Annotated in this window: 12 protein-coding genes, 1 tRNA gene and 1 pseudogene; 9 read left to right on the plus strand and 5 right to left on the minus strand. The window is 56.8% G+C overall.

Translation table 11 applies throughout. From position 1 onward, the window contains the following. On the minus strand, window positions 1-229 hold a 229-nt coding region (locus ACNKID_RS05960; RefSeq protein ID WP_417912483.1), incomplete at its 3' end, for a transposase-like zinc-binding domain-containing protein. A 242-nt stretch (window positions 230-471) separates the two neighbouring features. Between ACNKID_RS05960 and ACNKID_RS05965 the strand changes: the two genes are divergently transcribed. Continuing rightward, window positions 472-2,625 (plus strand): PKD domain-containing protein, encoded by a 2,154-nt coding sequence (locus ACNKID_RS05965; protein WP_417912520.1) that lies wholly within the window; start codon window positions 472-474, stop codon window positions 2,623-2,625. 91 nt (window positions 2,626-2,716) lie between these two features. Here the strand turns inward: ACNKID_RS05965 and ACNKID_RS05970 are convergent, their stop codons facing one another. Then, the gene (locus ACNKID_RS05970) at window positions 2,717-2,935 is read right to left on the minus strand and encodes a hypothetical protein (protein WP_417912521.1); all 219 of its coding nucleotides are present in this window, start codon (window positions 2,933-2,935) and stop codon (window positions 2,717-2,719) included. Next, complete coding sequence (locus ACNKID_RS05975) at window positions 2,932-3,426, minus strand: CreA family protein (RefSeq protein WP_417912522.1); 495 nt, start codon at window positions 3,424-3,426, stop codon at window positions 2,932-2,934. Before ACNKID_RS05975 ends, ACNKID_RS05970 begins: the two co-directional genes overlap by 4 nt. 155 nt (window positions 3,427-3,581) lie before the next feature. On the opposite strand from ACNKID_RS05975, the pseudogene ACNKID_RS05980 reads away from it, so the two are divergent. Beyond that, window positions 3,582-3,704: pseudogene (locus tag ACNKID_RS05980) on the plus strand (transposase-like zinc-binding domain-containing protein); the annotation flags it as partial. A 358-nt stretch (window positions 3,705-4,062) separates the two neighbouring features. Here ACNKID_RS05980 and ACNKID_RS05985 read toward each other — a convergent pair. Next, window positions 4,063-4,147: transfer RNA gene (locus ACNKID_RS05985), tRNA-Leu, on the minus strand. Between the two features lie 93 nt (window positions 4,148-4,240). Between ACNKID_RS05985 and ACNKID_RS05990 the strand changes: the two genes are divergently transcribed. The 6 genes from ACNKID_RS05990 to ACNKID_RS06015 all read left to right on the plus strand — a co-directional run bounded on the left by ACNKID_RS05990 (window position 4,241) and on the right by ACNKID_RS06015 (window position 10,885). Then, window positions 4,241-4,621 carry a YkgJ family cysteine cluster protein gene (locus tag ACNKID_RS05990; RefSeq protein WP_417912523.1) on the plus strand — a complete coding sequence of 127 codons (381 nt, stop codon included), beginning with the start codon at window positions 4,241-4,243 and terminating at the stop codon, window positions 4,619-4,621. Between the two features lie 141 nt (window positions 4,622-4,762). Then, the gene (locus tag ACNKID_RS05995; RefSeq protein WP_417912524.1) at window positions 4,763-6,481 is read left to right on the plus strand and encodes an ABC transporter substrate-binding protein; all 1,719 of its coding nucleotides are present in this window, start codon (window positions 4,763-4,765) and stop codon (window positions 6,479-6,481) included. 14 nt (window positions 6,482-6,495) lie between these two features. Then, complete coding sequence (locus tag ACNKID_RS06000) at window positions 6,496-7,293, plus strand: vWA domain-containing protein (RefSeq protein WP_417912525.1); 798 nt, start codon at window positions 6,496-6,498, stop codon at window positions 7,291-7,293. Continuing rightward, entirely contained in the window at window positions 7,290-8,828 is a 1,539-nt protein-coding gene (locus tag ACNKID_RS06005) for an OmpA family protein (protein WP_417912526.1), read from the plus strand. Before ACNKID_RS06000 ends, ACNKID_RS06005 begins: the two co-directional genes overlap by 4 nt. Next, window positions 8,829-9,662 carry a hypothetical protein gene (locus ACNKID_RS06010; protein WP_417912527.1) on the plus strand — a complete coding sequence of 278 codons (834 nt, stop codon included), beginning with the start codon at window positions 8,829-8,831 and terminating at the stop codon, window positions 9,660-9,662. It begins immediately after the preceding gene. Between the two features lie 17 nt (window positions 9,663-9,679). Further along, on the plus strand, window positions 9,680-10,885 hold the full coding sequence (locus ACNKID_RS06015) for a toxic anion resistance protein (RefSeq protein WP_417912528.1): 1,206 nt from the start codon (window positions 9,680-9,682) through the stop codon (window positions 10,883-10,885). 217 nt (window positions 10,886-11,102) lie between these two features. On the opposite strand, the gene ACNKID_RS06020 is transcribed toward ACNKID_RS06015, so the two are convergent. Then, the gene (locus ACNKID_RS06020) at window positions 11,103-11,399 is read right to left on the minus strand and encodes a hypothetical protein (protein ID WP_417912529.1); all 297 of its coding nucleotides are present in this window, start codon (window positions 11,397-11,399) and stop codon (window positions 11,103-11,105) included. Window positions 11,400-11,712: 313 nt separating this feature from the next. Between ACNKID_RS06020 and ACNKID_RS06025 the strand changes: the two genes are divergently transcribed. Continuing rightward, window positions 11,713-12,328 (plus strand): hypothetical protein (locus ACNKID_RS06025; protein ID WP_417912530.1); only part of this gene is annotated, 616 nt, incomplete at its 3' end.

Raw genomic sequence — 12,328 nt, forward strand, 5'->3', positions numbered from 1 at the left:
GGATTTGCCGCGTCTTTTTTTTGAGCCAAGAAGCAAGTGTCTGCCGGCTGACACCAAACATGCGGGAAATGCCTCTCATGCTGGGACGTTCATGATAAGCGCCGATTATCTCTTCCTTCTTCTCTTCGCTCCAGCGCGGGCAAAGATGCAGCACCGCACGTTTATTGCAGTCTTTACACCAATACTGCTGCTGCCCTTGAGCGTTATGTCCGTTTTTCACGATGTTCACGCTGTCACAACAGCGACATCGGTGGGTGATGATTTCTTGTATCATCACCCTATACTAACTCATCACTTGCCATTTGACCACCACCCTATAGTTTTTTAGAGCGTAGGCCAATCATCCCCGTTCATTGCAAGAAAACGAGAATCATTCTCTTGTTATATTTTTTGTTTGCATTTTCCTAAAATTTGCACTATAGAAGCACCAAGGAGTCTTGACACTCAATTTCAAAAAAGGAGGACGTTTCGATGAGATTCAATTCTGTTTTTTTGCCTGCATCCAGATTGGCTGCCGCTCTTGCCTGTCTTCTTCCAGGACAGCTTGTGCTTGCGGCAGCAGGCTTGCCCGATGGCGAATTCACGCTTGATGCGGATTTCGACAAAGGCGCATCCATCAACGTGGTGCATGATCCCAGCCATGATCAGCTCCAGCTGGATGACACAATGAAGCCGTTTGACTTCATCTGGATCGCGGTGTCAACCAAAGGAACGGTTGTCAAAGTTGACACCAAAACAGGTCAAGTTCTGGCGGAATACCGCACTGCGCCGGATCGCATGGGAAAGGATCCATCCAGAACCACAGTTGACAAAAACGGCAATGTGTGGGTCACCAACCGAGCTGAAGGTGGAGATGGTATGGGGTCCATTGTTCATATTGGCCTGAAGGAAAACGGCCAGTGTGTTGATCGGAACGGCAATGGTGTGATTGACACCTCAACAGGGCAAGGCGATGTGCGCGGCTGGGGCAACGCAGGGAATGCAGACAGTTACGGCGGAGTGGACACTGCGGAAGATGAGTGCATCTTGCATTATACACGTGTGAATTCAACCGGTGCTCGGCATGTGTCCGTCAATAAAGATAACAATGTATGGGTCAGCGGGACAGGCTATCGAAAATTTGATCTGATTGACGGCGACACCGGTCAGATTATCCGGCAAGAATCCTCTGTAGGTTATGGCGGTTATGGCGGACTGATTGACAAAAACGGCGTGATATGGTCAGCCAGACCTATGCTTCGATGGGATACAGCTTTGCCTTTATCCGGCCCGAATGGCGGCAACTGGCGAGGATATGGCCATGAAAGCTATGGACTATGCATTGACCCTGACGGCAATGTCTGGAATACAGGTTATGGAGATGGAACCATTAAAAAGTTTGCTCCTAACGGAAATCTTATAGGCACCTATAATCAAGGTTATCAATATGCCCAAGGTTGTGTTGCCGATAAAAATGGGCATATTTGGGTTGCTCATTCTCTGAATGGAACAACTGTTGGGCATCTCCTTAATAACGGCACCTATATTGGCACTGTCTCTGTCGGTTCTGGCCCTACAGGAGTTGCAGTTGATGCGGACGGAAAGATATGGGCCACGAACTATTACAGCCGCAACGCTTCAAGAATTAATCCAAATGCCGGGCAGGTTGTCAACGGAGTGCATGTGGGGCAGGTTGACCTCACCACTGTTGATTTGGGCGGCAATCTATACAACTACAGTGATATGACTGGCAGCACCCTGATTGGTGCGCCAGATCAAGGGACTTGGACTGTGGTGCATAACGCAGGCATGGATGATGTCCGCTGGAACAAAGTAAGCTGGACAGCGGATGAACCGGGCGATAGCTCCATCAAGGTGACAGTCGCAGGCAGTCAAGATTGTTCCGTCTTTGGCGAGGAAATCGCAGTGGAGAATGACGGCAGTCTGCTGGATATGGAGCGAGGCCGCTGCCTCAGGCTGACGGTGAGCTTCTCACGGAGCAGCATGGATGAAGATGGCAACAATGTCAATGACACTCCTGTCCTTTATGACATCGCCGTTGATGCTATACCGCCTAACACCGCGCCCGTTGCTGCTGTGGCAGAAATTGGCGATGCGGAAATTTCTTTGCCGGTGACAATGAAAATCACGCCGCAGACTTTGAATCTGTCCCGCCGGGGAAACTGGGTGAAAGCCCATATCTCCGCAAATCTTCAGGCCGCGCAGGAGATGGAGGTAGTTCTGGACGGTTCCGGCTCAACCGATGAGGACGGTGATGAGCTTTCCTATGACTGGACGCTTGTCGGCCCCGACGGTGAAATTGAAGTGGATGATGCTGAAATGGTCAAGGTTGTCCTGCCCGCCGGCAACTACACAGCAACCCTTGTAGTCAATGACGGCAAGGCCTCCTCTGAGCCAGTGGAGGAGAATTTTACTTTGACAGGCCGCGCCGTTTCAGATATGCCATCAGGGAGCTACCTGCTGAACGGTGTGCCGCAAAGCGAAAGCAAAACTGCTGGAAATGGCAAGATGATTCTCTCGTTTGACGATGACGCTGTCGCTCAGACGGTCAATGCAGGTCAGGATATTGAAATGATCTTGACAGGGTTTGCTTCTGGTGTTGATTACATCAAAGTAATCAAATAATCCCAGAGGAAAAAGCAGCTCTTCGCTTTTGGAGCAGCCAGAGGTCGCCGGATGGCATCTGGCTGCTTTTTTGTTGCGTATCCAACAAGTTTCATCTTGAAGCGTTTTTTTTCCGCCGCTGCCGGAACAAGCAGCCCGCGCCGCTGAAAAAAAGACCGCAGCCCAGCAGAACCCATTTTGCCAGCGGCACATCAATTCTGACCAAAGAGGTCAGCGCAAGCAGCAGGCCGCTGCTGATCAGCAGCCAGTCGGTGATGACAGCGGCGGCATGGCCGAGCAGCTGGACAGCTGCTCTGATCCTGCCTATCACTGGCTGTTTTGCTCTGCTGCCGGATGCGCCCACGGCCTGATTTCGATGGCGGAAATGGAATTCTTTGGCGAGCCGTTAATCAGTTTGTCCGAATAGCTGAGATAGACCAGCGCATTGCGCTTTTGGTCGTAGAACCGCACCACTTGGAGCGTTTTAAAGAGAATCGAGGTGGATTTTCTGAAGACGCGCTCGCCGTCGCGTTTGCCGCTGCTCACATCTTTCGGCAAGGTGATTGGGCCAGTTTGGCGGCAGGCGATGGAGGCATCGGCGGTGTCCTCCGCCAAACCCAGCGAGCCTTTGATGCCGCCGGTTTTGGCCCGGCTGACGTAGCAGGTCGCGCCAAGAATGTCTGGGTCGTCAAACGCCTCAATCACGATTTTATGATTTGCGCCGAGCAGCTTGAACTCAGTGCTGACTTCGCCGACCTGCTCCGCCTGCGCACCTGCTGCGGCAAAGAGCAGCAAGGCTCCGAACAAGCATATTTTTTTCATGTGCATTGCGTTGGTTGTTTGTGTGGCCGACAGTTTTTCGTCCCTGTCTGCCAGGGTAATCCTCAAGATGTAGTGATACGTTTTCTTCAAGGCTGGAACTTTTCAGCAGTCCTCGTTATATTTCTGTAAAAACAATTTTTGCCAGAAAAAAAAGAATGCCCTCCTGTCCCCGTTGCGGTTCTGAGAAAGTCATAAAAAACGGCTCCGTCCATAATGGAAAAGCAAAATTTTCATGCAAGGAATGCAGCCGCCAATTCGTTGAAAATCCATCAAGTAAGTATCCACCGGCTATGCCGGTGGCTTTACGATTGCGGCCCCCTCAAAGGGGGCTGACCGCAATCATTTTAAAACAGCTCATCCAAGTCTTAGAGGCATTTCAATAAGCTGTAGCAAAAAAACGGCAACTTTGCAGAACATCAGCCACATTTTTAAAAACTATATTCCAGGAACTGTCAAACTTCAGGAGTCCCCCGGCAGAGCCGGGGGTTTTCCAAGAGGAATAATACGTGTCACCTTTTTTGACAAGGTAGCTGGCGGCCATTTTGTACCATGAATTTGTACAAAGGCCCTGAAAATAGAAACAGGGCTTTGATATTTGACAGCAATATCAAAACCCTGTAATTTAGTTTCATGTAGTGCCGGAGGTCGGAATCGAACCGACATGGGCGCAAGGCCCGCTGGATTTTGAGTCCAGTGCGTCTACCAGTTTCACCACTCCGGCGGAAACGCTTTGGGGCTGTTTATACACAGCCTTCCGCCTGATGTCAAGAATTTTTCTGATCATCCTGCACCGACGCGCCATGAATGAGCTGCCATGACACATAATACAGAGAATTTTCCATACACGTTTGACGACAGTGCGGCCTGCGCCGTCTGCGGCGGTCGATGCTGCCGGGGCAAAGGCGGCTATGTCTGGGTGATCCAGGAGGAGCTGGAGAAGATGGCCGCCGCACTGGGGATAAACTCCGGCCTTTTCGCCAAGTGCTATGTCCGCCGGGTGCAGGGCAGGCTTTCCTTGCAGGAGAGGGTGATTAGCGGCGAGCATTTCTGCTGTTTCTTTGACCGTGCCGTCGGCCTCTGCTCGGTTTATGAGCAGAGGCCGGAGCAGTGCCGCACTTTTCCCTTCTGGGAAAGGTTCAAGAACGACCCGCAGGAGCTGCTGCGGGAATGTCTTGGCGTAGAAATCAAGAGGTGACAGGCTGGCGCAGCGCAGCTTTTCTTCTCAGCATCTCTGCATATATTCTTGACAGACCCCGTGTTTCGTGCCAATCTGCCCGCACAGGCAGGCTGCGCCGAGGCGGAGCCATCTCTCTGAATCTTTGCCAGGGTGTTTGTCATGAGACGACAAGGGCTTGTCCATGCTGTTTTTCTCCTCTTCATGCTTTGCGGCACAGCCGCCCGCGCGGTTCAGTACGTGGACGCGCCGCCGCTGGCCAAGGTCGTCAGCGCGGCGGCTGAGGACATCAAGCTTGGCGGACCGGTGCGGGTGCCTCTGATCACGTGGGGCGGTGACGAGGCGACCATTCTCGCTAACGGCAATGCGGCCCAGACCGCGCCGGACAGCATTTTCGGCAAGAAGGGCCTGAAGCTCCAGCTTGTGCGCGAGGATGACTTCAAAAAGCAGATTGAGTCCTATCTGCGCGGCGAAACGCCGTATCTGCGCGGCACGATGGGCATGGTGAGCATGGCTTCCGAGGTGCTGGGCCGCGACCCACGCACTGCGCCGGTGGTCATTTATCAGCTCACCTGGTCGAACGGCGGCGACTGTCTGGTGGTCAAGCCAGGGATCAAGACCGCCAAGGATCTGAAAGGCAAGACCGTGGCTCTGCAAGCCTACGGCCCGCATGTGGATTATTTGGCCAAGGTGCTGGCTGATGCCGGGCTGGCCATGAGCGACGTGAGCATCAAATGGGTCAAAGATCTGACCGGCACAGCGGAAACCCCGGCGGAAGCCTTCCGTGAAGACGGCATTGACGCGGCGATGATGATCATTCCCGACGGCATGGCTCTCACTTCCGGCGGCACAGCAGGCACGGGCGCGGAAGGTTCGGTCAAAGGCGCGGAGATTCTGCTTTCAACTAAGACCGCTAACCGGATCATCGCTGATGTTTATGCGGTGCGGAGCGATTATTTCAAAAGCCACCATGCCGAGGTGGAGAAATTCGTCAACGGCCTGATGCAGGGCGAGGAGCAGCTGGCCGATTTGCTCAAGAACAAGTCCGCACGGATGAAGGAATACACCGAGACGGTCAAAGCTTCGGCGCAGATGTTGTTCGACAGCCCGGCGGCGACCGCTGATGCTGAGTCGCTGCGGGTGGACTGCGAGTTTGTCGGCTTCGTCGGCAACGTCAAGTTTTTCACCGATCCCAATTATCCGCGCAATTTCCTTAATCTCCGCGATCAGACCCAGAACGCCTTTGTCAAGCTCGGCCTGCTCGGCAGAAAATCGCCCTTGGCGGCGGCTGAGTTCAGCTACGACGCGCTCAAGAACGGCCTGCGCAACACGGCGGGCGTGGAGGCACCGAAATTCGACTCCGCCAAAGTTGCAGGGGTAATTCAGCGCAAGCAGCAGCAGGACCGCTTGGCTGAGGGCGAGCTGTTCTCCTTCGAGGTCTTCTTTCAGCCCAACCAGAACCAGTTCTCCGCTGACCTCTACGCTGACGCGTTCAACAAAGTCATCGAGCTGGCCTCGACCTACGGCGGCGCGGTGATCACTATTGAGGGCCACTCCGATCCGATGGGCTGGCTTCAGGCGAAGAAACGGCAGGAAACAGAAATGGCCCTCAATCAGATCAAGCAGGCGGCCAAGAATCTCAGTCTTTCGCGGGCCAACGCGGTGCGTGAGAGCATCATGACCTTTGCCGCCACCAAGGGCGTGACCTTGGATGAAAGCCAGTTCGCGGTGATCGGCCACGGCATCACCAAGCCGAAAAGCAGCCTTTGCGGCGATGATCCCTGTCCGCCCAAAACCGAGCAGGCCTGGCGCGACAATATGCGGGTCGAGTTCCGCATCATCCAACTGGAAGCCGAAGCCTCGGTTTTCAAACCGCTGTGAGAGGAGGACTGACAATGAACGCGCTGAAAATCTTGCCGCTCCTGCTGGCTGCCTTCCTGCTGTTCGGCTGCGAAGACCACCCGGCGCAGCAGAAAAGCGGCAGCACCTCTCAGAACCGCCCGGCGGCGCAAACCGAATCCCAGCCGACAGCTGAGTCCGCCGCTTCCAAAACTCTTGCCGCGCCGTGGCCGCCCGCGCCTGGCGGAGACACAGTCTTGGCTCCGAATCTGCTCGCCGCCAATTATTATGTGATTTTGGACGGCAGCGGCTCGATGCTCGACAAGCAATGTTCCGGCAGCCAGACCAAATTGGAGGCGGCCAAGGACGCGATCAAAGAATTCGCCGCCGCTGTTCCTGCGGATGCCAATCTCGGCCTGCTGATCTTCAATGACGGCCAGATCCGTGAGCTGGCGCCTTTGGGCGCAGGCAACCGGCAGCAGTTCGCTGAGGCAGTGCAGGCTGCTTACGCCTCCGGCGACACGCCACTGAAGGACGCGGTCAAAGCAGGCTATGCCGCGCTGGAGAAGCAGGCTGTGCGCCAGCTCGGCTATGGCCGTTATGTCTTGGTGGTGGTGACGGACGGCTACGCCAGCCCCGGCCAAGAGCCGGACGCGGCGGTGCGCTGGATGCTGGAGAGCACTCCGGTGGAGCTGCACACCATTGGCTTCTGCATCGGCACGAATCACAGCCTCAACATGCCGGGCCGCACCGTGTACAAGGCGGCGGACAATCCCGCCGCCTTGCGCCAAGGCTTGGCCGATGTGCTGGCTGAGGCGGAAACCTTTGACGCAGCCACCTTTGACGCGCAATGAAGGCCAGACTGATCGGCGCACTGCTCCTGATGCTCATCGGCTCCGCTCTCACCTACGGAGTCTGGCTGCTGCTGCCGCGCATTCTTGACCGCAAGCAGCAGGAGACGAGCGACGCGGCGGATTTGCAGGGCAAGATCCGCGTCGCGGCGGACAGCTGGATCGGCTATTTCCCTCTCCGCTCGCCGGAGATGAAGGCCGCCCTGCGCCAGGCGGGCTGGCTGCTGGCTGTGGAGGACGACAAGGCTGATTATCCGGGCCGGATGGAGCGGCTGGAGAAAGGCGAGCTGGATTTCGCTGTGGCGACAGTGGATTCCTACCTCCTCAACGGCGGGCGGTTCAACTATCCCGGCATCATCATCGCCGTGCTGGATGAATCCAAAGGCGGAGACGCGATCCTTGCGCGTCAAGAGAGGGTGGCTGGGCTTGACGATCTCAAGGGCAAGATGGATGTGAAGGTCGCTTTCACTCCGGCCAGCCCCAGCGAGCATTTAGCCAAGGCGGCGGCGGATCATTTCAACGCGCCGGAACTGCATCCGCCACCCGGTCCGCTGCGGCTGGCGGTGAATGGCTCCGAGCAGGCCAAAGCCGCCCTGCTTGCCGGCAAGACCGATGTCGCCGTGCTGTGGGAGCCGGATGTCAGCAAGGCCCTCCAGCAGCCGGGCATCATCAAGCTGCTCGGCACCGAGGACACGCAGCGGCTGATCGTGGACATTCTGCTGGTCCGCCGCGAATTCGCGCAGAAGAATCCCCAGCTCGTCAAGCTCCTCCTCTCCTCCTATTTCAAGACGCTGCGCAAATACCGCCAGGACGAGGCCCTGCTGATCCGTCATGTCCGCGAGGAGACCGGGCTGAAGGAAAACGAAGTCAGTTCGATGCTCAAGGGCGTGAGCTGGGCCTCGCTGGCGGACAACGGCGAGCAGTGGTTCGGTCTGAACGGCGGCGAGGAAGGCTTGATCGCGGCGATTGAGTCGGCGGCGGAGATTCTCGTCAATGCGGGCGATTTCTCTGCCAGCCCGGTGCCGGACGGCAATCCCTACCGGCTGACCAACCGGGCCTTCCTCGAAGAGCTGCTTGCCGCCGGAACAGCAGGTTTCACTGGCGGCAAGACCGCGCAGGCGGGCACGGCGGCCTTTCCGCCCTTGGACGCGGCGGGCTGGGCCGCGCTGAAAGAAGTTGGCACCCTGAAGCTTGATCCGGTCGTCTTTCAGCAAGGCACGGCGGAGCTGAACATCCTCGGCAAGCAGACCGTTGACGCGGCGGCGGAGCGGCTCAGTCATTATCCCCATTTCCGCATTCTCATCAAGGGCCACACCGGCCTGCGCGGCGACCCGGAGGAAAACCTGCGCCTCTCTTTGGAGCGGGCGGAAGCGGTGAGCCGCTATCTGCAAATCACCCACAGCCTTGATTCCAACCGGCTGCGGCCTCTGGGGCTGGGCGGAACCAAGCCGCTGGCGCAGCTGCCCGGCGAGCCGCTGCGGGCCTATGAGTACCGCCTGCCGAGAGTCGAGCTGGTGCTGGCAAGGGAGGATATGTGAGTGGAGCACGATCTTCCGCCCAACCTTCACGACTACAGCCAGGGCGCGATGCGGTGGCATGTGCTGCGGCACGGCCTCACGCACTGGCTCACGCTCTATCCGCCAGCCCTTGGCCTGCCGCTTGGATTCGCCGCCTATCTCTTCAACACGCCGCTGCTGTATCTGGCGACCCTCGGCGGACTCGCTCTTGGCATGACCAGCGCGGTGGTCAACATTTTCTTCCGGGGCGAGGCCCTGTCTGCCCGCTATCTGCAAGAATTGGCCGGGCAGCTCCGGGAGCAGGAGAGGCAGGCCCTCGAAGGGCTGCGCCGCGAGCTGGAGCAGGCGCGGACAGTGCCTGGCGCGGAAGATCATGCCGGGCAGGCTGTTGAGCAGCTCGACCGGCTGCGCGACAAGGTGGACAAGCTGCGCCGTCTGCTGACAGAGAAATTCCAGCCGGGCGAGCTGTCCTACGGACGTTTTCTCGGCGCGGCGGAGCAGGTGCAGCTGGGCGGCTTTGACAATCTCCGGCGCATCGCCTCGCTGCTCCAGAGCGTCGGCGGGATTGACCTTGTGTATATTGAAAAATGTCTCAGGCCGCTGGACAGAGCAGCCAGCCTTTCTGAGGCGGACCGCAAGGAGCGTGAGACGCTGCTCCGGCGGCGGCAGCTACGCATAAGCCAGCTGGAGCAGGTCAACGAGCTGCTCACTGCCAACGAAGAGGCGATGACTGCGATTCAGGAGACAGCGGCGGCAGTCGCCGCGATGTCCACGGACCGCCCCTTGGCCAAAGGGGACTTGGAAACCGCCATCACCCAGCTGCAGCAGGTGGCGGCCCGCGCCAAACAGTACTAAACTCAGGAGGAACCCGCATGTTGGAAACAAAAGAGGAGAACGCGCTGGTCAAAGTGGACGAGCGGCAGTTGAGCGCGGAGCTTGGGCTGGTTGATCCGGCCCGCTTGGAAGTCAAGACAGCCGACCCGGAGCTGGAGAAGATGGCGGCGGAGTTCGCGGCCAGGATCTTGTCCTTCAACCCGGAAGACGCTGGCCAGCTGGAAGTGCGTCAGCAGCATGTCGCGGCCATTGACAATCTCGGCGCAAAGGCCCAGAAGGATTCCGCCCTGCGCAGCGCGATGCTGCGCGAGCCGATCCGCAAGCTGGCGCAGAAGGGCGAGGACGGCGGCGAGGTGGCGAACGCCTTGGTCAACCTGAATATGAAGGTGGACGAGCTGGACCCGGAGAAATTCAATCTCAATCCCGGCTGGTTCGCCCGTCTCTTGGGCACGATTCCCGGCGTGGGCACGCCGCTGAAACGCTATTTCCTCCAGTTCGAGAGCGCACAGACCGTGCTGGACGCAATTTTCCGCTCGCTGCAAACTGGCGCGGACACCCTCAAGCGCGACAACATCACCCTGCTTGACGACCAGAAGCAGCTCCGCCTCGACACGCACAAGCTGCGCAAAGCTATTGAGCTGGGGATGATGGTGGACACAAAGCTCAGTCTGGTTGCGGAGCAGGAGATTCCTTCCGACGACCCGCGCAGCGGCTTCATCAAGGAGGAGCTGCTCTTTCCGCTCCGGCAGCGGCTGATGGACTTGCAGCAGCAGCTGGCTGTCAATCAACAGGCGGTTCTGGCGATTGAGATCATCATCCGCAACAACAAAGAGCTGATCCGTGGCGTGAGCAGGGCGGTCAATGTGACGGTCAACGCCCTCAATGTGGCTGTGACCGTGGCTCTGGCCTTGGCCAATCAGCGCATTGTCCTGAAAAAGATCGAGGCGGTCAATGAGACGACGAACAAGCTGATTGGCGACACGGCCCGTCGGCTGAAGGAGCAGGGCACGGAGATCCACAAGCAGGCTTCAACCAGCCAGTTAGACATTCAGGTGCTCAAGCAGGCTTTCGCTGACATCCACGCCGCCTTGAATGACATCGCCCGCTTCCGTCAGGAGGCCCTGCCGCAGATGGCCAAGACTGTGCTGGAGATGGACCGCCTCACCAACGAGACCGATGAGGCGATCAAAAAGCTGGAGCGGGGCAATCAGGCCAGCCCGGCCATGTATTTGGACATTGATTGAGCGCGGAGGCGCAAGGGCGGAGGCTTGCTCCGCCTTTGCGAGAGTAATTGCTGCTGAAATCTGCGGCCAAGCCCGCCAAAGCCGCCGGAACAGGCGCAAAATCCGCAGGACAACGCGCTGCATCCGGTGCGCGTCACGCTTGATCTGCTCCTGACAAGACTTGATCCGCGACAGAATGAAGTCGATGTGCCGCAGACAGAGCTTGATGCGCTGCCGTTCAAGCTTTATCTGCCGCGCATCGCGCTTTGTCTGGCGTAAACAGCGTTCCACGGGCGGCGGATGATGTCACAAGAAGCGGCGGATCAAGTTTGATGTGCGGTAGATCGAGCCTGATCTGCTCCTCATTGAGCCGTAGCTGCCGCGCATGGAACGCCATGAGGAGCTGGTTTGAGCAGTTTGCCAGAGCGTTTTCTGTCATGCCGGGCAGTTTCGGCGTGAGGGCGGCTGGTTTTGGCTTGATTTTTTGCAGGTGGGTGGTGCTGTTTGGCGGATGGAACTGAAAAAGATGCAACAATATAACTTTTCGGCATAAACAAAGTTCCACGGGCGGCGGATGATGTCAAAAGGAGCTGCGGATCAAGTTTGATGTGCGGCAGATCGAGCCTGATTTGCTTCCCATTAAGTCACAGCTGCCGCGCATTGAACGCCACGAGTAGCTGGTTTGAGCAGTTTGCCAGAGCGTTTTCTGTCATGCCGGGCAGTTTCAGCGTGAGGGGGACAGGTTTTGGCTTGATTTTTTGCAGGTGGGTGGTAATGTTTGGCGGATTGGAGCGAAAGAGCGGGAAAGGATGCTCCTTCCATATCTACTTACATGACGGGGAATAACGATGCTGCGTGCTGTTACTAAGCAAGAGATATATGACTTGCTCGAAAATACGTATTTTGGTCTATCAAATTTTGATGTCATATTTAAAGACGTTGAACAGCAATCAATAATCTTTGAGATAACTTTCCTTGGCGACTCGCGATTCAAGTTTGTCGCACAAAAATCTTACAATAGAGGCAAAGAGTTTCTGACAGACGAAGCTCCAGGGCTTAGATTTCTTACAACTGAAGAATATAGCTGTGAAAATTTTCACCAACTATACAGTCGCCTCAGAGCATGGACAGAGCGGCTGCGCGTGGAACTCATTGCCTCTAATCCGCTCGCCAAAGAGGTCAGCACACTGCGTGAGCAGCTTGAAGAACGCTTAGCTGGTCTTGGGCAGGAGGCAAATGACTTCTTCACTAAAGAAGAATCTGCTGAACTTGAAGAACGTCTAACTGCTTTCTCGGCAAGACTGGATGAACTTGCCGCTGAAAATGATTCGCTGAAAGACAGTGTTGCTGGTCTCAAGCAAACTGTTTCCGATCTTCAAGGCGGGGTTGAGCTGCTGAATCGAGGCACGTGGCTGCGCATGGCCGCAGGACGGGTGCTGACAGGAATTAAGAAGGTCGCAGCCT

The sequence above is a fragment of the Candidatus Electronema sp. TJ genome (assembly GCF_048287355.1).
GTDB lineage: Bacteria > Desulfobacterota > Desulfobulbia > Desulfobulbales > Desulfobulbaceae > Electronema.